General features: G+C 75.1%; 15 protein-coding genes and 1 pseudogene. 10 read left to right on the plus strand and 6 right to left on the minus strand.

Annotated elements, in window-relative coordinates:
• Position 1: 1 nt before the first annotated feature.
• From K7I03_RS02900 to K7I03_RS02910, 3 genes and pseudogenes are all read left to right on the plus strand, one after another.
• A complete protein-coding gene (locus K7I03_RS02900; protein ID WP_185942817.1) occupies positions 2–1,249 on the plus strand; it encodes a glycoside hydrolase 5 family protein in 1,248 nt (415 codons plus the stop codon).
• A gap of 367 nt (positions 1,250–1,616) precedes the next feature.
• Positions 1,617–3,681: pseudogene (locus tag K7I03_RS02905) on the plus strand (endo-beta-N-acetylglucosaminidase); the annotation flags it as partial.
• Between the two features lie 61 nt (positions 3,682–3,742).
• Positions 3,743–6,790 carry an alpha-mannosidase gene (locus K7I03_RS02910; protein WP_185942815.1) on the plus strand — a complete coding sequence of 1,016 codons (3,048 nt, stop codon included), beginning with the start codon at positions 3,743–3,745 and terminating at the stop codon, positions 6,788–6,790.
• A 119-nt stretch (positions 6,791–6,909) separates the two neighbouring features.
• Here the strand turns inward: K7I03_RS02910 and K7I03_RS34180 are convergent, their stop codons facing one another.
• Positions 6,910–7,224: an AzlD domain-containing protein gene (locus K7I03_RS34180; protein ID WP_185942814.1), complete on the minus strand. Its 315-nt coding sequence runs from the start codon at positions 7,222–7,224 to the stop codon at positions 6,910–6,912.
• Positions 7,221–7,979 carry an AzlC family ABC transporter permease gene (locus K7I03_RS02915; protein WP_185942813.1) on the minus strand — a complete coding sequence of 253 codons (759 nt, stop codon included), beginning with the start codon at positions 7,977–7,979 and terminating at the stop codon, positions 7,221–7,223. The genes K7I03_RS34180 and K7I03_RS02915 overlap by 4 nt, the downstream gene beginning before the upstream one ends.
• A gap of 255 nt (positions 7,980–8,234) precedes the next feature.
• On the opposite strand from K7I03_RS02915, the gene K7I03_RS02920 reads away from it, so the two are divergent.
• Genes K7I03_RS02920 through serC form a run of 4 tightly spaced genes read left to right on the plus strand, consistent with a single transcriptional unit; the run spans position 8,235 to position 12,700 of the window.
• The gene (locus tag K7I03_RS02920; protein ID WP_185942812.1) at positions 8,235–9,419 is read left to right on the plus strand and encodes an amidohydrolase family protein; all 1,185 of its coding nucleotides are present in this window, start codon (positions 8,235–8,237) and stop codon (positions 9,417–9,419) included.
• Complete coding sequence (locus K7I03_RS02925; RefSeq protein WP_185942811.1) at positions 9,416–10,204, plus strand: O-methyltransferase; 789 nt, start codon at positions 9,416–9,418, stop codon at positions 10,202–10,204. The genes K7I03_RS02920 and K7I03_RS02925 overlap by 4 nt, the downstream gene beginning before the upstream one ends.
• Positions 10,201–11,583: a glutamate-cysteine ligase family protein gene (locus tag K7I03_RS02930; RefSeq protein ID WP_185942810.1), complete on the plus strand. Its 1,383-nt coding sequence runs from the start codon at positions 10,201–10,203 to the stop codon at positions 11,581–11,583. The genes K7I03_RS02925 and K7I03_RS02930 overlap by 4 nt, the downstream gene beginning before the upstream one ends.
• Positions 11,584–11,587: 4 nt before the next feature.
• Entirely contained in the window at positions 11,588–12,700 is a 1,113-nt protein-coding gene (serC, locus tag K7I03_RS02935) for a 3-phosphoserine/phosphohydroxythreonine transaminase (protein ID WP_185942809.1), read from the plus strand.
• A 33-nt stretch (positions 12,701–12,733) separates the two neighbouring features.
• On the opposite strand, the gene K7I03_RS02940 is transcribed toward serC, so the two are convergent.
• The 3 genes from K7I03_RS02940 to K7I03_RS02950 form a co-directional block, all read right to left on the minus strand.
• On the minus strand, positions 12,734–13,525 hold the full coding sequence (locus K7I03_RS02940) for a methyltransferase domain-containing protein (protein WP_185942808.1): 792 nt from the start codon (positions 13,523–13,525) through the stop codon (positions 12,734–12,736).
• Positions 13,526–13,541: 16 nt separating this feature from the next.
• Positions 13,542–14,972: a class-II fumarase/aspartase family protein gene (locus tag K7I03_RS02945; protein ID WP_185942807.1), complete on the minus strand. Its 1,431-nt coding sequence runs from the start codon at positions 14,970–14,972 to the stop codon at positions 13,542–13,544.
• Positions 14,973–15,138: 166 nt separating this feature from the next.
• Positions 15,139–15,711 carry a hypothetical protein gene (locus K7I03_RS02950; protein ID WP_185942806.1) on the minus strand — a complete coding sequence of 191 codons (573 nt, stop codon included), beginning with the start codon at positions 15,709–15,711 and terminating at the stop codon, positions 15,139–15,141.
• A gap of 190 nt (positions 15,712–15,901) precedes the next feature.
• Here K7I03_RS02950 and K7I03_RS02955 point away from each other — a divergent pair, with 190 nt between their 5' ends.
• Positions 15,902–16,288, plus strand: a complete 387-nt coding sequence (locus K7I03_RS02955) for a hypothetical protein (protein ID WP_185942805.1) — start codon at positions 15,902–15,904, stop codon at positions 16,286–16,288.
• Positions 16,289–16,291: 3 nt separating this feature from the next.
• Here K7I03_RS02955 and thrS read toward each other — a convergent pair whose 3' ends face one another.
• Positions 16,292–17,602 carry a threonine--tRNA ligase gene (thrS, locus tag K7I03_RS02960; RefSeq protein WP_185942925.1) on the minus strand — a complete coding sequence of 437 codons (1,311 nt, stop codon included), beginning with the start codon at positions 17,600–17,602 and terminating at the stop codon, positions 16,292–16,294.
• Positions 17,603–17,871: 269 nt separating this feature from the next.
• Here thrS and K7I03_RS02965 point away from each other — a divergent pair, with 269 nt between their 5' ends.
• Together K7I03_RS02965 and K7I03_RS02970 are read left to right on the plus strand one after the other, a co-directional pair.
• The gene (locus K7I03_RS02965; protein WP_185942804.1) at positions 17,872–20,577 is read left to right on the plus strand and encodes an alpha/beta fold hydrolase; all 2,706 of its coding nucleotides are present in this window, start codon (positions 17,872–17,874) and stop codon (positions 20,575–20,577) included.
• Positions 20,574–21,440, plus strand: coding sequence for an ABC transporter permease (locus K7I03_RS02970; protein ID WP_185942803.1), 867 nt, complete (start codon positions 20,574–20,576; stop codon positions 21,438–21,440). Before K7I03_RS02965 ends, K7I03_RS02970 begins: the two co-directional genes overlap by 4 nt.
• The last annotated feature ends 97 nt before the right edge of the window (positions 21,441–21,537 follow it).

The raw sequence follows: 21,537 nt of genomic DNA on the forward strand, positions 1-21,537 counted from the left end.
CATGAGCGTCCGTTTCGGCGTCAACTACACCCCGAGCCGGGGCTGGTTCCACCACTGGCTCGACTTCGACCTCGACGACGTCCGCGCCGACCTGGACAGTGTGGCGTCGCTGGGCCTGGACCACGTCCGGGTCTTCCCGCTCTGGCCGCTGTTCCAGCCGAACCGGACGCTGATCCGGCCGCGCGCCGTCGAGCAGCTGGTCCGGCTGGTGGACGCGGCCGGGGAGCGCGGACTCGACGTCGCCGTGGACGGGCTCCAGGGACACCTGTCGAGCTTCGACTTCCTGCCCTCGTGGGTGACCACCTGGCACCGCCGCAACCTCTTCACCGACCCCGACGTCGTCGACGCCCAGGCCCGCTACCTCGCCGAGCTGGCGGGGGCGCTCGCCGGACGGTCCAACTTCCTCGGCATGACGGTCGGCAACGAGACCAACCAGTTCGCCGGCGACCCGCACCCCGACCCGGACCGGGTCACCACCGCCGAAGCCGGCCACTGGCTGCGCCGGATGACGGAGGCGTGCGAACGGGCCGCGCCCGGCCGGACGCATCTGCACGCCGCGTACGACGCCGCCTGGTACGACGGCACGCACCCGTTCACGCCCGCGCACGCGGCCCGGATCGGCGCCATGACCGCCGTGCACTCCTGGGTGTTCAACGGCACCGCCCAGCGGCACGGCCCGGACGGCGCGGCGACCGGGCTGCACGCCGCGTACCTGATCGAGCTGTCCAAGGCGTGGGCGGACGACCCGGCGCGCCCGGTCTGGCTCCAGGAGGTCGGGGCGCCCGCGCCGCACGTACCGCCCGCGCGGGCGGCCGAGTTCACGCGCACCACGGTCCGCAACGCGCTGGACTGCCCCGGGCTGTGGGGCGTCACCTGGTGGTGCTCGCACGATGTGGACCGGGCCCTGGCCGACTTCCCGGCGCTGGAGTACGACCTCGGGCTGTTCACCAACGACCGCCGGCTCAAACCGGCGGGCGAGGCACTGGCCCGGGTCGTACGGGAGTGCAGGGAAGGCGCGTACGCCGAACCCGCGCCCCGGCGCACGGCGCTGATCCTGGACGCGGGCGACGTGGAGAGCGCGCCGCTGCGGCCACTGTGCGCGCCGGGCGGAGCCTTCTTCGAGGCGTGGATGCGGAACGCCGCGAACGGTGTCCGGCCGGCCGTGGTGCTCGCCCAACGGATCGGTGAACCGGGCCACTTGGCGGGCCGGGGCATCAAGGAGACCGTCGCCGTCGACCGGCTCCCCTGACCGCCGCCGGACACCGCCGCGGGCCCGGTCCGCCCGCGGACCCGGAGCCGAACGAGGAGGGCGCGATCCCCGGGGCCGGGGGCTGTCCCTCCGCATATCCCCTCGGAGGAGCCTCATGCACGAACCGAACGACCGATCCGGGCCCACCGGGTCCGCCCGGCCGACCGCCGGCGCCGGAACCGCCGGATCCGCCCACCCAGTCGTTCCCGCCGCTCCCGCCGGGGCTGCCGAGGTCGCTGGAGCCGCCGAGGCCGCCGACCGATCCGTCCCGCCCGCGCCCGCCCACGGACCCGTACCAGCCGGGGCCGACGCCCCCGTCCGCCGGTCGGCCCCCACCGGACCCACCCGCCACTCGCCTGCCGCCGACGGTCCCGCACGCCGTGCCGTCCTCGCCGCCGGTTTCGCGACCGCGTTCGCCGCGCCGCTCGCCCGGCCGTCGGCGGCACGGGCCGCCGGGCGGGCGGTCTCTCCGGGGGGCGGCGCGGCGGGGGGCGGCGCACCGAGTGCCGGTGCGGCGCACGCGCCCCCGGACCTCCAGCCGTACGCCGCCTACTGGTTCCCCGACACCCCTCCGCCCGGAACGCCCCCGCCCGGCGTCGTCTGGCGCAGCCTCGCCCGGTGGAGACCCGAGGACGACCCCGACCTCCCCTTCAACCGCTCGTCCGTCCCGCTCGCCCCGCGCTTCACTCCCCCACCTCGCGACGGCGCCCGGGCCGGGCAGGCCCGGATCAGCGCCCTGGTCTCCTTCGCCCCCACCTCCGGCCACCCGTCCCAGGGCGGGCCGACCGCCGACCACTACGCGTTCACCCACTGGGCCCACCTCGACGAGCTGGTCTTCTGGGGCGGCTCCTCGGGCGAGGGCCTGATCCTCGCGCCCACCGCGCCCGTCGTGGACGCCGCCCACCGCCACGGCGTGCCCGTCCTGGGCACGGTGTTCCTGCCCCCGGCGGCCTTCGGCGGCCGGCTGGAGTGGACGCGAGACCTGCTGCGCCGGGGGCCGGACGGCGGCTTCCCGCTGGCCGGCCGGCTGGCCGCGGTGGCCCGCGCGTACGGCTTCGACGGCTGGTTCCTCAACGCCGAGACGGAGGGCGGCGACGCCCGGCTGGGCGCGGACATGCGCGATTTCGTGGCGCGTCTCCGCGCCACCGGGCTCCGCGTGACCTGGTACGACGCGCTGGCGATCTCCGGGGACGTGGCCTGGCAGAACGAGCTGAACGACCGCAACGACGCCTTCTTCCGCGCCGCCGGCACGATGTTCGTCAACTTTGGCTGGACGCGCGGGGGCCTGCGGTCGTCCGGGGAGCGGGCCGAGGCCATGGGCCGGGACCGGTACGAGCTGTGGGCCGGCGTCGACGTGGAGGCGCGCGGCCGGGACACGCGCGTCGACTGGGACGCCGTCCTCCCGCCCGACCGTCCGCACGTCACCTCGCTGGGCCTGTACCGCCCCGAGTGGACCTGGAAGCAGGCGGCCGACCGCTCCCCCGCCGCCTTCCACACCCGCGACGACCGCTTCTGGACCCTCACCGACGGCACCTGGCGCGCCCCCGCCGCGTCCGTCGCCGACCGCTCCACCCTCACCGCCCTCCCCTTCGCGACCGTGTTCAACACCGGCCACGGGCTCGGCTGGTACGAGCGGGGGCGGCCCGTGCCGTCCGGCCCCTGGCACCACCTGGGCCTCCAGGACCGGCTGCCCGGCCGCCGCCGGGTGACGGCCGGCCCGGACCCGGCCCCGTCCGTCGGCTACGACTTCGCCGACGCCTGGCACGGCGGCGGCAGCCTGCTGGTCGCCGGCCCGCTCCCGGAGCCCGCGACGGTGGAGCTGTACGCGGCCCGGCTGCCGCTGTCGCCATCCACGATCGTCGAGCTGACGTACCGCACGGACGCGGGGAGCGCGCCGGTGCGGGTGGAGTTCGTCGCGGACGCGGGAGACGGGCGCGCCGGTGTCCTGGCCGCCGGGCGGGCCGGGCCGGCGTGGACCACGGTGACCGTCCGGGCAGGCGCGCTGCTGCGGGGCCGCGCCCGGGGCACGCTCCGCACGCTGGGCGTGCGCCTCACCGCGCCGGGCGGCGGGCCGGTGCGCTGGCGGCTGGGCCGGCTGGCGGTACGGGACGGCGCCCCGAGGCCGCCCGGACGACCGGGCCGCCCGGAGATCACCGCGGCGGCCGTCCGCCCCGGCGGCACCGCGGCCCTCCGCCTGGCCTGGGGCGCGTCCCCCCCGGCCCGTCCGCCACTACCTCCTCCACCAGCGCCTGCCGGGTGGCGGCGTCCGCTTCCTCGGCGGCACCTGTGGGCATGCCTCCTACGTTCCGGAGCTGCGCCGTACGGCCGGCGAGGCGGTCACGTGCGTCGAGGTGCGCGCGGTGGACGAGCTGTACACCTCCTCGGCCCCCGCCGTCGTCCGGTTCCGCTGGCCGAACCAGAAGTCCCGGTAACGAACTCCCGTAACAAACCCCGGTAACGAGCCCCCGGTAACCCGATCGGTAAGGACACTCGATGCACAACGACCGCACCACCACCGAAGACCGCCTGCGGCGGGTGCTGGAGGAGCGCATCCGCCCGGCCGTGTACCCCGAGTCGGTGCCGCTGACCGTCGGCGTGTGGCACGCGCCCGGTGAGCCCGTGCCCGTCGCGGAGGGTCTGGCGGCGCCGCGCGAGCCCATCGGGCCGGGGGACGTCTGGGGCCCGGCCTGGGGGACGAGCTGGTTCACGGTGACCGGCACGGTGCCGGCCACGTGGGCGGGGCGGACCGTCGAGGCGCTGCTGGACCTGGGGTTCGACCCGAACATGACCGGCTTCCAGTGCGAAGGCCTGGTCTACCGTTCGGACGGCTCGCCGGTGAAGGGCCTCAACCCGCGCAACCAGTGGGTCCGGATCGGCGCCCCGGTGGCCGGCGGCGAGGAGGTGCGCCTGCACGTCGAGGCCGCCGCCAACCCGGTGATCCTCGACTACGAGCCGTTCCGCCCGACCGAGCTCGGCGACCTCGCGACGGCCGACCGCCGCCCGCGCTACCGGCTGGGCCGCATGGACCTGGCCGTGTTCGACGCCGCCGTGTGGGAACTGGTGCACGATCTGGAGGTGCTGGACGGGCTGATGACCGGCCTGTCCGAGGAGTCGCCGCGCCGCTGGGAGGTGCTGCGGGCGGTGGAACGGGCGCTGGACGCCGTGGACCTCCAGGACGTCGGCGGAACGGCCGGCCGCGCCCGCGAGCTGCTGGCCGGCGTCCTGTCGGCCCCGGCCCAGGCGTCGGCGCACCGGATCAGCGCGGTCGGGCACGCCCACATCGACTCGGCGTGGCTGTGGCCGCTGCGCGAGACGGTCCGCAAGGTGGCCCGGACCACGTCCAACATGACGACGCTGCTGGAGGAGGAGCCGGACTTCGTCTACGCGATGTCGCAGGCGCAGCAGTTCGCGTGGGTGAAGGAGCACCGGCCGGAGGTCTGGGCGCGGGTGAAGAAGGCGGTGGCGGACGGGCGGTTCGTGCCGGTCGGCGGGATGTGGGTGGAGTCGGACACCAATATGCCGGGGTCGGAGGCGCTGGCCCGGCAGTTCGTCCACGGGAAGCGGTTCTTCCTGGAGGAGTTCGGGATCGAGACGGAGGAGGTGTGGCTGCCGGACTCGTTCGGCTACTCGGCCGCGCTCCCGCAACTGGTGCGGCTGTCGGGTTCGAAGTGGTTCCTGACCCAGAAGATCTCCTGGAGCAAGACCAACAAATTCCCTCATCACACGTTCTGGTGGGAGGGCCTGGACGGCAGCCGCGTCTTCACCCACTTCCCGCCCATCGACACCTACAACGCCCAGCTCTCCGGCGAGGAACTGGCGCACGCCGTCCGCAACTTCCGGGAGAAGGGCGGCGCCACCCGCTCCCTCGCCCCGACCGGCTGGGGGGACGGTGGAGGCGGGACGACACGCGAGATGCTGGCGCGGGCCCGGCGGCTCGCGGATCTGGAGGGCTCGGCGCGGGTGGTGTTCGAACGGCCGTCGGCGTTCTTCGAGAAGGCGCACGCCGAGTACGCGGCGGACGCGCCGGTCTGGGCCGGCGAGCTGTACCTGGAGCTGCACCGGGCCACGCTCACCAGCCAGGCCCGCACCAAGCAGGGCAACCGCCGGGCCGAGCGGCTGCTGTACGAGGCGGAGCTGTGGTCGGCGACGGCGGCGGTGCGCACCGGCTTCCCGTACCCGTACGAGCGACTGGACCGCCTCTGGAAGACCGTGCTGCTGCACCAGTTCCACGACATCCTGCCGGGCACGTCGATCGCCTGGGTGCACCGGGAGGCCGCGGCCACGTACGCGGCGGTCGCCGCCGAACTGGAGTCGCTGATCGCGGACGCGCTGACGGCCCTCGCCGGGGACGCCTCGGCGGGCGGCACGGTCGTCTTCAACGCCGCGCCGCACGGCCGCGCCTGCGTCCCGGCCCGGTCCGCCAGGCCGGCGGACGAGTTGCCGCGCCCGGTGGCGGCGACGGCCATGGCCCGCGAGGGCGGCGGGTACGTCCTGGAGAACGGCCTGCTGAGGGTGGAGATCGACGCCCGCGGCCTCGTCGTCTCCGTTGTCGACAAAGAGACCGGCCGCGAGACGATCCCCCCGGGCACGGCGGCCAACCTCCTCCAACTGCACCAGGACTTCCCGAACATGTGGGACGCGTGGGACGTCGACCGGTTCTACCGGAACACCGTCACCGACCTCACGGACGTGGAGTCGATGGAGCTCACGGACGAGGGCGCGGTCCGGGTGGTCCGCGCGTTCGGCGCGTCCCGGGCCGAGCAGCGGATCGCCCTGCCGGACGGGGTGCGGCGGGTCGACTTCACGACGGAGGTCGACTGGCACGAGACGGAGAAGTTCCTGAAGGCCGCCTTCCCGCTGGACGTGCACGCGGACCGGGTGGCCGCCGAGACCCAGTTCGGGCACCTGTACCGTCCGGCACACACCAACACCAGCTGGGACGCGGCCAAGTTCGAGGCGTGCGCCCACCGCTTCGTCCACGTGGAGGAGCACGGCTGGGGCGTCGCGCTGGTGAACGACTCGACGTACGGCTACGACGTGACGCGCACGGCCCGGGCTCCGGAGTCGTCCACCCCCGGAACGACCACCACCCTCCGCCTGTCCCTCCTCCGCGCCCCACGCTTCCCCGACCCCCGGACCGACCAGGGCACACACCGCTTCGGCTACGCCCTGGTGCCGGGCGCCCGCATCGACGACGCCGTGTGCGAGGGCCACCGCCTCGGCATCCCGGAACGCCGCGTCCCGGGCGACCGGGGAACGCCGTCCCTGGTGCACGTGGACGACGAGGCGGTGGTGGTGTCGGCGGTGAAGCTGGCGGACGACGGGAGCGGCGACGTGGTCGTCCGCCTCTACGAATCCCTGGGCGGCCGCGCCCGCACGACCGTCGCACTCGACTTCCCGACGGCGACCGTGCACCGCTGCGACCTGCTGGAACGCCCGCTGGAGAAGGCGGAGTCGACGGACGGGAAGGTGGAGCTGACACTACGCCCGTTCGAGATCGTGACGCTACGGATGCGACCCACCAGCCCGTCCGGCGATTGAGGACAGCGCGCGCAGCGCGCTTCGGGTGGTGCGGGGGCGCAGCCCCTGCAAGAAACGGTGAATGGGGGTGCCCCCTCTGGGGGAGGGACCGGGGCGAAACCCCCAACCCCACCCCCGCCTCACCACCCCGGCCACCCCACCCCCACAGCCACATACACCCCACACCCCACCACCACACTCACCAACAGCGGCGCCCGCCAAGCCGCCGCACCAGCCACCACGGCGGTACCCGCGACAACAGCAGGCGACGGCACCGCAACCTCGCCCCCCGCCACAGCGGACACCGCCAGCACCAGCAGCACCGCCAAAGGCACATGCCGTATCCAGGGAACCTCCCCAAGGCGGCGGCTGAGAGGCGTCACACCGGCGAGCCGCATGAGAAGCGTCCCGGCACCCGCGACGGCGGACGCCAGCAGAGCGGCGGAGGTACTCACACCACCTCCCCGCCCCCGGGGGGCCGGACGCGAGCCCCCCGCCCGTCCGCCACCGCCAGAAGCCCGGTCACGACGACCATCGCCGCAAGCTCCGCGAAGCTCCCCGCCGGACGACAAGCGACCACCACCGCGACCGCCACGACCGGCACCCACACCCGCCCCCACCACCCGTCCACCGCCCGCAGCGCGTCCACCGCCAGGGCGACGAACAGCGCGGGCAGCGCGAAGGCGGTGGCGCCCTCGGGCACGACCGGCCCCAGCGCCGCCCCGACGGCGGTCCCGCCGGCCCACGCCGTCCAGCAAGCGGCGTGCACCCCGTACCGGAACCCGGTGGGCCGCTCGGGCCGCCCGAGATCCAGTGCGAACGACTCGTCGGTGAGGGTGTGGGCGAGCGCCAGCCGGCCCACCGGCCGCGCCCGGCGCAGCAGCGGCCCGGCCGCCAGACTCATCGGAATGTGCCGCAGGTTGACGACGAGCATGCCCGCCGCGACGAGCAGCGGGTGCTGTCCGAAAGCCAGCGCCTGGAGCCCGGCCATCTGCGCCGCGCCCGCGTAGACCCACGCGGACATCAGGACCGACAGCCAGAGGGGCAGGCCCGCGCGGGTGGCGATGGCGCCGAAGGCGGCGGCGACGGGCAGGTAGCCGACGGCGGCTCCCACCGCGTGGGCCGCGCCCTGGAGGAACGGTCCGCCACCGGACACCCGCGAGCCGCGGGCCGGACGCGGGCGCAGAGGGGTGATCCGCTCGACGGGCACAGGACCTCCAGGCGGGGAGGGGACGGCCGTTCCCCTCACCTTAGGAAGGCCGCGCGGCCGGCCGGACGGCTTTGGGGGCGCGCCCCCCGTTCGGGCCAACGCCCCGGAACACCCGACACCTCACACCCGGCGGCGCCCCGCCGGGTTCGCGCCGACATCAGGCCCCGGGGGCGGACCCCCGCGTTCCGGGTGGTCTACCCGGGTAGACCGGGTAGAGAGTCCGGGGATCAGCGCAGAGACCCCTGGAGTGGTGCCATGACCGCACGCCCTGATCATCCTGTGCTCGACGCCGACTGCCACATCGTGCTCCCCGACTCCGACGTCTGGTGGCGGGACAGCCTTCCGGAGAAGTACGCGCCGTGGATGCCCCGCTACGAGAACGACGTGCTCGTCGCCGAGGGCCGGATCATCGAGACGCCGTCGCCCACCTTCCACGGCCGCCCCACCCAGGCGGCCTGGTTCGGCAGTACCCAGGGGGCCACCTACACGCCGGGCAGCTGGGCGCTGGAGGACCCGGCCGTGGTGGAGGTGCTGAGCGCGCTGAAACGCGGCGGGCTCGACCCCCGCGACCGGATCGCCGCGATGGACCACGAGGGCATCGACAAGGCGTTCGTCTTCCCGTCCAAGGTCCTGGGGCTGCTGCCCGCGCTGCGCAGCGCGGCCTTCGCCGCCGCGCTCGCCGCGGCGTACAACGACTACGCGGTCTCCTACTGCGCCGCCGCTCCCGAGCGGCTGGTCCCGGTGGCGGTGCTGCCGCAGCACGACGTGGTGCTCGCCGTCGAGGAGTTGCGGCGGGTGCGCGCCAAGGGCGTGCGGTCCGTCATCCTGCGGCCCAACACGGTCGCCGGCACGAACGTCGACGACGAGGTCTACGACGTGCTGTGGGAGGAGTGCGAGCGGCACGGCACGGCGGTGGCGTTCCACGAGGGGTTCGGGGTCGCGAAGATCCCGCGGATCGGCACGGAGCGCACGCACGACACGATGCAGGGCCATCTCGTCAGCCACACCTTCGAGCACATGACGGCGGTGATGCTGCTGATCACCGGCGGGGTGCTGGAGCGCTTCCCGGGGCTGCGGTTCGCCTTCATGGAGAGCGGTGCCGGCTGGGCGCCGTTCTGGCTGCACCGGATGGACGACCACGTGCTGCAGTTCGCCAAGGACCGGCCGCCGCTGCCGGAGCCGCCGAGCGCGTACTTCAAGCGCCAGTGCTACCTCGGGATCGAGCCGGAGGACCCGCTGCTGCCGATGCTGATCGACCAGGGCCTGGAGGACAATCTGCTGTTCGCCAGCGACTTCCCGCACTTCGACGCCGTCTTCCCGGGGGCGGTCACCGGGCTGTCGGACCGCAAGGACGTCGGCGAGGAGCAGAAGCGCAAGATCCTGTACGAGAACGCCCTCCGTTTCTACGGCGCCGCGGCCGAGGACCCGGCCGTCCCGTGACCGGCGACCCGGCGAAGAGGGCGGGGACAGCGGAGACGGCGGGGACGGCGGGGACGGCCGCCGTCACGTCCGGCCTCGGCCCGCGCGTCGCCTCGGTCCTCCGCGCCCTGGAGGAGCGGTCGGACAAGGAGCGGGCGGAGATGGAGGCGCTGCGGGCGGCCGGCGCGCTGCGCGAGCGGGCGGCGGAGTTCATGCTGGACGTCGGCCCCGCGTCGGGCCTGTTCCTGAACACCCTGGTGCGGTCCGTCCGGGCCCGGACCGTGCTGGAGGTCGGCGGATCGGTGGGCTACTCGACGGTCTGGCTGGCCGAGGCGGCCCGGGCGACCGGGGGCCGGGTGTACTCCATCGAGCCGGACGACGGGAAGCGGGCCGAGCAGCGGGCGAACCTGCGGGCGGCCGGGCTGGAGGACGTCGTCGAGCTGACGGCGTGCGAGGCGCCCGCGCTGGTCCCCGCCCTGCCCGCGCCGCTCGATCTGGTGCTGCTGGACCACTGGAAGGAGCTGTACGTGCGCGACTTCGAGGCGTGCTGGCCGTCCGTGGCGCCGGGCGGGCTGGTCGTGGCCGACAACATCCTGACCCCGAAGAAGAACGCGGTGGTGATCGCCGGCTACCGGCGGCACCTCGCCGGGCTGTCCGACGCCCGCAGTCAAGTGGTCCCCGTCGGCGCGGGCCTGGAGGTCACCGTCAAGTGTGAAGACCAGCTCATCGACGAGCGCCCGGTCCCCACCGCCCCTAGCGTGTCCCCCGTCACCCCCACCCCGCGCGACGGAGGCCCGCACAGATGAAGATCGGCATCGAGTCGGAACTGCCCGTGGTCGACCGGCACGGCTTCGCGGCCGGGCGGGAGGCGGTGCGGGCCGTGTTCCGCCGCCTCGCCGGGCGGGACGGCTTCCGCTCGTATGCCGACCGGCCGGGCGGGGAGCCCCTGGGCGTCCGGGCGGCGCTCCCCGGCGGGACGCTCGACATCGGCACCGACTACGGGTTCTGCACCGTCGAGGCGGCCCTGCCGCCGGAGGAGGACTTCGTCCGGGCCAAGGCGGCGTGGCACGCCTGCCTGGACGACGTGCTGCTGCCGGCGCTCGCCGCGGAGGGGCTGTCGGCGCTGGGCCACGGCTGCCAGCCGCGGACGGAGACCCTGGGCGCGCCCTGGCTCGCCGACAAGGACCATTACCGGCTCTGGCTGGAGCGGGCCGAGCGGTACCCGGGCCACTACGCGGCCGACGCGTGGCCCGGTTTCGCGGCGGTGCAGTTCAACGTCGACGTCCCCCTGGCCGCGGCCGTCACCGCCTGCGACACGCTGATCAAGCTCACGCCGCTGATCTTCGCCTGGGGGTCCAACGACGCGGTCTTCGGCGGGACCGTGCGGCCGTGGCACTCCCTCCGGCTCCGCGGCTACACCGAACTCGCCGCGTCCAACCCGTTCTTCGCGCACCGGCTGCTCCTCCCCCACCACCTCTACCGCGATCTGTCCGACTACGTGCGGGAGGCGTGGGCGCGTCCGGTGTTCCAGGTGGAGCGGGAGGGCGCGGTCCACAGCCCGGTCGACGCGGGGCTGACGACGGCGGAGTTCGCGGCCGCGGGCCGGGCGGACTTCGTGGACCGGCAGGGCGTGAAGCGGACGCTGCGCTGCACGCCCGCGGACCTGGCCGCCGGACTGGTCTACTACTGGCCGGCCGTCCGGATCCGGCTGCGCCTGGACGAGACCCTCGACGTGCCGGACCTCGTCGCCGCGGTGGCCGCCGGGCGGGCCGAGGAGGTCCTGGCGGACGGCGGGCGCGGCTGCTTCGTCGAGATCCGGCACCTGCCGACGATGGGTCGTGCCGAGACGTTCGCGTGGCTCGCGATGCTCCTGGGCTGGCTGGGCGACCTGGACGGCTGCCGCGCCCTGACCGCGGAGTGGACGCTGGACGACGTCCGGTCGGCCACGGAGGACGTCCTGGCCAACGGCTGGTCGGCCCGGCTGCGGGGGCGGCCGCTCCCGGAGTGGGGGGCGGCGGCGTTCGACCTGGCGGAGGCATCGCTGCGGCGCGACCCGGTGGCTCCGGCGGACGAACTGGCGCCGCTGGCACGCCGGCTGGCGGACCGCACCAGCCCGTCGGCCGACACCGTCGCCTGCCTGGAGCGGCACGGCGTCGAGGCGCTCGTCGACCGGCTGCGGTTGTGACGCGATGGCCGGGGGCGAGGGCGCCAGGAGCCGGTACGCGTACAACTTCTGCGCGGGGCCGGCCACGCTGCCCCGGTCGGTGATGCGCCGGGTCCGCGAGGAGTTCGCGGCGCACGCGGACGACGGCGCCTCGATCGTCGAGATCAGCCACAAGAGCCCCCGGTTCACCGCGCTGCTGGAGTCGACCGTGGCCCGGCTCCGGGAACTGTGCGGGATACCCGACGGCCACCACGTGCTGTTCGTGCACGGCGGGGCGCGCATGCAGTGCTCCGCCGTGCCGCTCAACCTCGTCTCCCGCTCGCCGAGCCGCACGTCCGGCTACGTCGAGACCGGCCTCTTCGCCCGGCAGGCCCGGGCGGAGGGCGCCCGCCACGGCACGGCCGCCGTGATCGCCAGCAGCGCGGACACCGGCTTCGACCGCATACCGCCCGTCCGCCCGGAGGACTGCCCGCCGGACGCCGCGTACGTCCACCTGACGAGCAACAACACGGTGTACGGGACGCGGTGGCACTCCTTCCCGCACGGCCTCCCGGCCCCGCTGGTGGCCGACGCCACCTCCGACATCCTCTCCCGGCGGCTGGACTTCTCCCGTTTCGGCGTCGTCTACGCGGGCTTCCAGAAGAACCTCGGCCCGTCGAGCCTGGCCCTGGTCGTCATCCGGGACGACCTGCTCGGGCACGCCCTGCCCGGGACGCCGCTCCTGCTGGACTACGCGGTGTACGCCGAGAGCCGCTCGCTGCACAACACGCCCAACACCTTCGCCCTGTTCGTCCTCTCCCTCGTCCTGGACTGGGTCCGTGAGCAGGGCGGCCTGGACGCCGTCGAGCGCGCCAACCGGGACAAGGCGGACCTGCTCTACCGGGAGCTGGACCGGTCGGCGCTCTACCGTTCGACCGCCCATCCCGGCCACCGGTCCGTCACCAACATCACCTTCCGGCTGCCCGACGCCCCGGCCACCGCCGACTTCCTGCGCCGCGCGGAGGCGGAGGGGCTGCGGGGGCTCGCCGGCCACCGCAGCGTCGGCGGGATCCGCGCCTCCGTCTACAACGGGATGCCCCCGGCCGGCGTCCGGGCCCTGGCCGGCTTCCTCCGCGAGTACGAGCGCAGCCACGGGTGAGGCACGCGTGGGTGAGGTACGCGCGGGTGAAGGTCAGCCGGCGGGCCGGACGGCGGTGAACGCGTAGCGGCCCAGGCTGTAGAAGTACCGCCCGGTGCGCGCCAGTTCGCGCTGCTCGCCGGCCCAGGCGCGGGTGGTCTCCGGGTCGGCCCCGGGGTGCCCGGCGAGGAACGCCTCGATGAAGCCCAGCTGCCAGTGGCTGTAGACGCCGGGGTGGCAGGCGCGGTTGACGAACGTCAGGGTCGTCAGCCGCTCCTCCCGCAGCCCCGCCCCTGCCAGCAGCGGGCCCAGCCGTTCGGGCAGCCGCGGGTCGGCCACATGGTCGTCCCACAGCCGCAGCACGTGCCGCATCCGGGCCCGGTCACGGGTGTGCCACACCAGCGAGTCCCAGTCGGTGTCGAGGATCACCACCCGGCCGCCGGGCCGCAGCACACGCGCGAACTCGGCGAGAGCGCCCTCGACGTCCTCGACGTACTCCAGCACCTGCGACGAGACGACCGCGTCGAACGAGCCGTCCGGGAACGGCAGTTCCTCGCAGCGCCCCTCCTCCAGGCCCACGCGCCCGTCGCCGCCGCACCGCCGCCGGGCCAGGTCCAGCATCGACGGGCTGACGTCGACGCCCCGGAGGACACCGTCCGGGCCGACCTCGCCGGCCATCTCCTCCAGCAGGTACCCGGGTCCGCAGCCGGCGTCGAGGACGCGTTCCCCGGGGCGGAGGGCGAGCAGCGAGCGCAGGTGGGCGCGCTGGCCGGTGAGTTCGGGGGTGTGGGCCTCGGCGTCGGCCTCGGTGGCGCGGTCGCCGTCGAAGCGCAGGTAGCCGGTCATACGGGCCTCCGGGGCGTCAGCGGTGGGCGGGTGCCGGTGCGGCGGCGGCCAGCCAGCGCCGCGCCCGTTCGACGGTGCGGTCGGTGAGCTCCCCGGACGCGCCCAGGTAGCGGGCGGGGTCGAGGTGCTCCTCCAGGGCGGCGGCGTCGACGTACCGGCCCACGACGTCGTGCCGCGCGAGGGCGGCCCGCAAGGAGCCGCCGTCGTCCTGGGCGTGCTGGCTCGCCTCGTAGACGAGGGCGTGGGCGCTCTGTTTGCCGATGGCGCGGCCGAGGGCGAGCATCAGGGTCTCGCTGCAGAGCTGCTCGCCCATCCGCCGGGCGTTCTCCGCCATCCGTTCGCGGTCCACCCGCAGGCCGGCGAGGACGGTGTTGAGCGCGGCGAGGGCGGCGAGGGTGTGGTGGGAGACGTCGGCGAGCGCGACCCACTCCATGCGCAGGCCCCGGGCGTCGCGCTCGTGCTCCTGGACCATGCCCTCGATGCCGAGCGCCGCGTTCGCGCGGGCCAGCCGGGCGAGGACGACGACCTGGGCGGAGCGCTCGGGGTTCCGCTTGTGCGGCATGGTGCTGCTGCCGACCCGCCCGTGCTCCCAGCCCTCGGCGAGCTCCCCGATCTCGGGCCGGGACAGGGTGTGCACCTCGTTGGCGATCCGGGCCAGGCCGGCGGCGAGCAGGGCCAGGACGGTGCCGAACTCGGCCGGCCGGTCGCGCGCGGTGTGCCAGCAGACGTCCGGGACGCCGAGACCGAGCCGCCGCGCGAACACGTCGAGGAGCGCCCCGCCGTACGGACCGAAGCCCGCCATGGTGCCGGCCCCGCCGAACAGCTGCGCCACCAGCGCCTCCTCGCGCAGCCGCGCCAGCCGCCCGGCGTGCCGCAGCAGTTCGTCGAGCCAGCCCGCCGCCTTCAGCCCGAAGGTGATGGGGACGGCGGGCTGCCCGTAGCTGCGCCCGGTCATCAGGCTGTCGCGGTGCTCCTCCGCGAGGTCGGCGAGCCGGGCCACCATGGCGGCCACTTCGCGGTCGGCCTCGTCCAGGACGTCACGCATCTCCAGGGCCTGGGCGGTGTCCTGGATGTCCTGGGTGGTGGCCCCCAGGTGCACCATCTCGCCCCGGCCCCCGGTACAGACGGCCTCCACCCCGCGCAGCAGCGGCACCAGCGAGTGCCCGGTGCGCCGGAACTCGGGCGCGAGCGCGTCGAGATCGACCCTCCCCGGCGCGCAGGCGCGGACGATCTCCTCGGCCGTCGCGGCGGGCAGCATCCCGGTCTCGGCCTGGCTGGCGGCCAGCACCGCCTCCACATACAGCCACCGCTGCAGCCGGCAGCGGTCGCAGAAGATCCGGCGGCTGGCCGGGGTGCCGTACGCGTTGCCGTGGAACAGGGAGTCGACGACGTGTCCGCGGTCGTGGGCGCAGTGCGCCGCAGCGGGCGGGGCTGACGGAGTGTCCATGGAACCTCGCCGTGGTCCGTGGGGGGTACCCGCAGGCTGCCGCGGAGCGCGGCCGGCTTCCATGCCAGCACCGGAGTGCCGGGGTGGCAAGGGCGTGGGGCGCCCGTGTACGGCTCCCGCTCCCCCCTCCGGAACGGGAGCCGTACACGGGCGCCCCGGACCGACGTCAGCGCCGGGGCATCCAGTGGTGGACCTTGTAGTCGCCCTTCGCCAGGGTTTCGAAGGGCGCGCTGCCCACGCACTTGGGCACACTGTTCCGCGGCAGCCCGTCCAGGGCCCAGCTGTAGCCGAGCCGGTCCTTACGACCCTGGTCGAGGACGGTGAACCCGAACCGCTTGCCCTTGAGGTCGCCGATCCTCGGCATGCCGGGCGCGTCGGTGACGTGCGACTCGGTGACGACGCCCGTGGCGACGGCGACCGGGCCGCCGGTGACGAGGCAGTCGACGCGGCCCTTGAAGGCGGCGCTCCACTTCGGGCCGTAGCGGTGGCTCACCTGGAAGGTGCCGTGCGCCTTGTCGAGGAAGCCGTGGGCGTCGAAGGTGAAGTGGACGTCGTCGCCGGGCTTCCGCGCGAGCTTGCCGGTGCCGGTGAGCGACGGCTCGTCGGCTGTCCGGGCGGCGGCGGTCCGCCCGGGGCCATCGGCCGTGGCGGGGCTCGCGGCGCCGGTGGTGAGGGCCATCGCCGTGACGCCGGCGAGAGCGGTGGCGACGGCGGTGAGGGGGCGGCGGGCGCGGGGCATCGGGGTTCTCCTGACGAGTTGGTGAGACGGGCGGTGAGGCGGTCCGCCGGGGCTCTCCCCCGGCCGGACACCACCCTGCCGCCGCCCACGCGGGCGGCACCTCGTCCCCGGAGCCGATGCTCCTCCGCCGCGCGGCGGAACGCGGCTCCCCCGCGCGGCGGGTGCCGGCGGCGTCCGGCATCATCGGGGCATGCTCGCCGCCGTCCGGCTCCTCCGCGACGACCCGCCCCGGGCACGCGTCCGCACGGCCTGGGGGCGGGCCGTCGTGCGCTGGTGCGGCCCGCCCGGCGCGGCCGACGGCGCGTACCCCGTGGAGTGGACGGTCGACGACGACGTCGTGTGGGGACGGAACACCCGCCCGGCCGCCGTGCCCGCGCCGGGCCTGTGGCCGGAAGGCGGCCAGGTGGTGCTGCGCGGACGCCTCCACGCCGGCGCGGACGGCACGGCGTGGCTCGCCTGGGGCCCGGCGGTCGTCCTCCTCGACGTCACCGGGCCGCCGCCGGACGCCGCCGACGGCGGGTGGGTGGAACTGCGGTGCCCGGCCACGCGGGTGGCCCTGTACCCGTACGCGCTCTGACCGTCACCCGGCCGCCGGCTCGTCCCACAGGTCGGTGCGGTGCGCCTCGACCAGGCCCAGGACCCGGGACAGGAACGCGTCGGCGGGCAGCGGCGCGAGCCTGCGGCCGTCGCGCAGCCGGACGGCGAGCTGCCCGGCGGCGGCCTCCCGGGGGCCGAGGACGGCCTGGTACGGGACGAGCCGGGCCTCCCGGATCCGGGCGCCGAGGGTGCCGCGGTCCGGTGCGGCGACCTCGGCGCGGAGGCCGAGTTCCAGGCAGCGCCGGGCGAGCGACTCGGCGGCGGGCAGCTCCGCCTCCGAGACGGGGAGGAGGACCAGCTGGACGGGGGCGAGCCAGGCGGGGAACGCCCCGCCGTGCGCTTCGATGAGGTGGGCCACCGCCCGTTCGACGCTGCCGATGACCGCGCGGTGGACCATCACCGGGCGGTGCCGGGCGCCGTCCGCGCCGATGTAGTGCAGGTCGAACCGCTCGGGCTGGTGGAAGTCGATCTGGACGGTGGACAGGGTCGCCTCACGGCCCGCCGCGTCGGCGATCTGTACGTCGATCTTCGGCCCGTAGAACGCGGCCTCCCCCTCGGCCGCCTCGTACGGCAGCCCGGACCGGTCCAGGACGTCGGTGAGCAGGGCGACGGACCGCTCCCACAGCTCGGGCGCGGCCACGTACTTGCCGCCCGGCCCGGGCAGGGACAGCCGGTAGCGGGCCGGGACGATGCCCAGCGCCTCGTACGCCCGGCGGATCAGCTCCAGCGCTCCGGCTGCCTCTTCGGCCACCTGGTCGAGGGTGCAGAAGATGTGCCCGTCGTTGAGCTGGATCGCCCGGACCCGGGTCAGCCCGCCGAGGACGCCCGAGAGTTCGGAACGGTACATGCCGCCCAGCTCGGCGAAGCGCAGCGGCAGTTCGCGGTAACTGTGGGAGCGGGAGCGGTAGATGAGCGCGTGGTGCGGGCACATGCTGGGCCGCAGCACGACCTGTTCACCGCCGAGGTCCATCGGCGGGAACATGTCGTCGTCGTAGTGCGCCCAGTGGCCCGAGATCTCGTAGAGCTCCCGCTTCCCGAGCACGGGCGAGTACACGTGCCGGTACCCCGCCCGGCGTTCGACCTCCCGGATGTACTCCTCCAGCGCGTGCCGCACGGCGGCACCGTCGGGCAGCCAGTACGGGAGGCCCGCGCCCATCAGCGGATCGGTGTCGAACAGGTCGAGCTCACGGCCGAGTCGGCGGTGGTCGTGCACGGCGGTCTCCTCAGGAGCGGTGAGGCGAGTGACCGCAGCAGCGCGAAGCCCCGGGGCACTCGCCCCGGGGCTTCGGACAATGTCAGCTGTCAGCGCGCCGGGACGGATCCGGCGTCGTCGTGGAGTGCTGGTTGGCGCGCTGCATAAGGATCAAGCTAACAGAGGACGGACGACCGCCACCAGCCCTTTCCAGCCCGTCCGGCGTTTGAGGACAGCGCGCGCAGCGTGCTGTGGGGGCGCGGGGGCTCGCCCCGCAGGAAACGGCGAATGGGGGTGCCCCCTCTGGGGGAGGGGCCGGGGCAAACCCCCATCCGCCCAGCCCGCGCAGCGCCCCGCATACCATTCGCGACATGAAGCTGCGTTTGCCCCGCCCCCGGCGCCCAAGCCGCGGCCGCGGCCGCCTGACCGCCGCCCTGGCCGCGCTCGGCGTCCTCGCCGGCGCCGGCACCTGGACAGCGGCGGAGGCCACCGGCGGCGACCCCCCGGTGCACCGCGAGGACCGTTTCCTCACGATGCCGGAGTCGACGGCCGACGGCACCAAGGCGACGGTCCGCGTCGACACCTCGTTCTTCACCACCGACAGCGACACCCGCAGACCCGCCGTCCTCCTCGCCCACGGCTTCGGCGGCGACAAGGACGATCTCCGCGGCCGCGCCGAGGAGTTGGCGCGGCAGGGCTACGCGGTCCTCACCTGGTCCGCCCGCGGCTTCGGCGACTCCACCGGCCGCATCGGCCTCAACGACCCCGACCGCGAGGTCGCCGACGTCAGCCGCCTGATCGACTGGCTGGCCAAGCGCCCGGAGGTGCGGCTCGACCGTAAGGGCGACCCCAGGGTCGGCATCGCGGGCGCCTCGTACGGCGGCGCCGTCGCCCTCCTGGCGGCCGGGCACGACAAGCGCGTCGACGCGATCGCCCCGGAGATCACCTACTGGGACCTGAACAGCGCCCTCTTCCCGAACGACGTGTTCAAGAAGCTCTGGGCGGGCGTCTTCTTCACCACTGGCTCCACTTCCACCGCCACCGGTGCGAAGGGCTCCGGCGGCGGCTGCGGCCGGTTCGCACCGGAGCTGTGCGCGATGTACGAGCGGGTCGCCGTCGCCGGGCGGCCGGACGCGGACGCCCGGGCACTGCTGGAGCGCCGCAGCCCGTCGGCCGTGGCCGGGCGGATCAAGGTGCCGGCCCTGCTCGTCCAGGGCCAGAGCGATTCCCTGTTCCCGCTCACGGAGTCGGACCGGGCCGCCGAGGCCCTGGCCCGCAACGGCGCGCCCGTGGCCGTCGACTGGATCGCGGGCGGCCACGACACCGGCGGATCGGACGAGGAGGACCGCGTCGCCGCCCGTACCCGCGCCTGGTTCGACCGCTACCTCAAGGACGACGAGGACGCCGGCACCGGGCCCGCGTTCCGGATCAGCCGGACCGGCGGCCTGGACACCACCGACGGCACCGCGCGGCTGCGCGGCGCGACCGCCGGCCGCTACCCCGGCCTGCGGGCCGACACCCGGCCGGTGCCGCTGACCGGCGGCGAGCGGCGCTTCGGCAACCCGGCGGGCGGTTCGCCGCCCGCGGTGTCCGCCGTGCCGGGGCTCGGCGGGCTCTCCCGCCTCTCCGGCCTGGGCGTCGGAGTGTCGCTCGACTTCCCGGGCCAGTACGCGCGGTTCGACTCCCCGAAGCTCACCGAGAGCGTGCGCGCCACCGGCACACCGGTCGCGCGGGTCCGGGTGGCCTCGGACAGCGGCGAGGCCGTGCTGTTCGCGAAGGTGTACGACGTGGGCCCGGACGGGCGGCAGCAGCTGCCCGGCCAGCTGGTCACCCCGCTGCGGGTGACGGACGCCAAGGGCGGCCGGACGGTAGAGGTGCGGCTGCCCGCGGTCGACCACGTCTTCGAGGCCGGGCACCGGATGCGGCTGGTCCTCTCCGCGACCGACCTCGGCTACGCCTCGCCGACGGCCCCGGCCTCGTACACCGTCTCCCTCGCGGACCGCGAGCTGAGCGTGCCCACCGCGCCCGGCGTCCGTACCGGCTCGGCGGCGCTGCCCTGGTGGACGTGGGGGCTGCCGGCCGGCGGGCTGGTGGTCGCCGTCGCGCTGCTGCTGACCGGCCGGCGGCGCGGTCCCGTCCCGGCGCCGGACCCGGCGCTCGCGGACGTGCCGCTGGTCATCGACGGGCTGAGCAAGCGGTACGCCAAGTCGGCGGACCGGTACGCCGTCCGCGATCTGTCGTTCCGGGTGGAGCGCGGCCAGGTGCTCGGGCTGCTCGGGCCGAACGGCGCGGGCAAGACGACGACGCTGCGGATGCTGATGGGGCTGATCCGGCCGGACGGCGGCGAGGTGCGCGTCTTCGGGCACGCGATCCGGCCGGGCGCGCCCGTGCTGTCGCGGGTCGGGGCGTTCGTGGAGGGCGCGGGTTTCCTGCCGCACCTGTCGGGCCGGGCCAACCTGGACCTGTACTGGCGGGCCACCGGCCGCCCGGCGGAGGACGCGCACGCCGAGGAGGCCCTGGAGATCGCCGGGCTGGGTTCGGCGCTGGACCGGGCCGTCCGCACGTACTCGCAGGGCATGCGGCAGCGGCTCGCCATTGCCCAGGCCATGCTGGGCCTGCCGGACCTGCTGATCCTGGACGAGCCGACGAACGGCCTGGACCCGCCGCAGATCCGCGAGATGCGCGAGGTGATGATCCGGTACGCGGCGGCCGGGCGCACGGTGATCGTGTCCAGCCATCTGCTGGCCGAGGTCGAGCAGAGCTGCACCCACCTCGTGGTGATGGACCGGGGCCGGCTGGTGACGGCGGGCCCGGTCGCGGAGATCACCGGCTCGGGCGAGACGCTGCTGGTCGGGGTGGCGGGCGAGGTGTCCGAGGCCGTCGCCGAGAAGGTCGGCGCGCTGCCCGGCGTGGCGTCGGCCGTCCGCGCGGAGAGCGGGCTGCTGGTCCGCCTCGACGGCGCGAGCACCCCGGAACTGCTGGTGGAACTGGTCCGGCTGGAGGTTCCGGTGACGGGTGTGGGCCCGCACCGGCGGCTGGAGGACGCGTTCCTGACCCTGATCGGAGGCCCCTCATGACCGCAGGCACGAGCACGCCGGCGGCCGCCGCGCCCGGGTACCGGGCGGGGCGCACCCTGCCGCTGCGGGTCGAGGCGGCGCGGCAGCTGCGGCGGCGGCGCACGCTGGTGGTCGGGGGTGTGCTGGCGGTCCTGCCGTTCGTCCTGATCGCGGCGTTCGCGATCGGCGGGCGACCGGGCGGGCGGGACGGGCGGGTGACGCTGATGGACACCGCCACCGCCTCGGGGGTGAACTTCGCGGCGACGGCCCTGTTCGTCTCGGCCGGGTTCCTGCTGGTGGTGCCGGTGGCGCTGTTCTGCGGCGACACGGTGGCGTCGGAGGCGGGCTGGTCGTCGCTGCGCTATCTGCTGGCGGCGCCCGTGCCCCGGACGCGGCTGCTGGTGAGCAAGCTGGCGGTGGCGCTGGGGTTCAGCGCGGCGGCGATCCTGCTGCTGCCGCTGGTGGCACTGGCGGCGGGCTCGGCCGCGTACGGCTGGGGGCCGCTGCGGATCCCCACCGGCGGGACGCTCCCGGCGGACACGGCGGTGGCCCGGCTGGCGGCCGTCGTCCTGTACGTCTTCGTCAGCCAACTGGTCACGGCGGCCCTGGCGTTCTGGCTGTCGACGGTGACGGACGCGCCGCTCGGCGCGGTCGGCGGGGCGATGGGCCTGACGGTGCTGGGCAACGTGCTGGACGCGGTGACCGCGCTCGGCCACTGGCGCGACCTGCTGCCCGCGCACTGGCAGTACGCCTGGGCGGACGTCCTCCAGCCGCACGCCGAGTGGGGCGGCGTGATCAAGGGGACGGCGGTGTCGGTGGCGTACGCGCTGGTCCTGTTCGCGCTGGCGTTCCGGCACTTCCGGGAGAAGGACGTGGTCTCCTGACGGCCCGCCGTGGGTACGGGCCCCCTGGTGACGGGCCGGCCGGGCGTTCCGCCGGGCCGGCCCGTGCCCGTGTGATGATTCCTTTCCCCGTATGGAG

This window comes from Streptomyces mobaraensis (genome assembly GCF_020099395.1).
GTDB lineage: Bacteria > Actinomycetota > Actinomycetes > Streptomycetales > Streptomycetaceae > Streptomyces.

Bases quoted from the DNA above. Each gene is read 5' to 3' on its own strand.
- K7I03_RS02965 (WP_185942804.1), top strand. From the start codon at position 17,872: ATGAAGCTGCGTTTGCCCCGCCCCCGGCGCCCAAGCCGCGGCCGCGGC.
- K7I03_RS02920 (WP_185942812.1), top strand. From the start codon at position 8,235: ATGACCGCACGCCCTGATCATCCTGTGCTCGACGCCGACTGCCACATC.
- K7I03_RS02945 (WP_185942807.1), bottom strand. From the start codon at position 14,972: ATGGACACTCCGTCAGCCCCGCCCGCTGCGGCGCACTGCGCCCACGAC.
- K7I03_RS02955 (WP_185942805.1), top strand. From the start codon at position 15,902: ATGCTCGCCGCCGTCCGGCTCCTCCGCGACGACCCGCCCCGGGCACGC.
- K7I03_RS02930 (WP_185942810.1), top strand. From the start codon at position 10,201: ATGAAGATCGGCATCGAGTCGGAACTGCCCGTGGTCGACCGGCACGGC.
- K7I03_RS02940 (WP_185942808.1), bottom strand. From the start codon at position 13,525: ATGACCGGCTACCTGCGCTTCGACGGCGACCGCGCCACCGAGGCCGAC.
- K7I03_RS02950 (WP_185942806.1), bottom strand. From the start codon at position 15,711: ATGCCCCGCGCCCGCCGCCCCCTCACCGCCGTCGCCACCGCTCTCGCC.
- K7I03_RS02900 (WP_185942817.1), top strand. From the start codon at position 2: ATGAGCGTCCGTTTCGGCGTCAACTACACCCCGAGCCGGGGCTGGTTC.
- K7I03_RS02910 (WP_185942815.1), top strand. From the start codon at position 3,743: ATGCACAACGACCGCACCACCACCGAAGACCGCCTGCGGCGGGTGCTG.
- K7I03_RS02970 (WP_185942803.1), top strand. From the start codon at position 20,574: ATGACCGCAGGCACGAGCACGCCGGCGGCCGCCGCGCCCGGGTACCGG.
- serC (WP_185942809.1), top strand. From the start codon at position 11,588: ATGGCCGGGGGCGAGGGCGCCAGGAGCCGGTACGCGTACAACTTCTGC.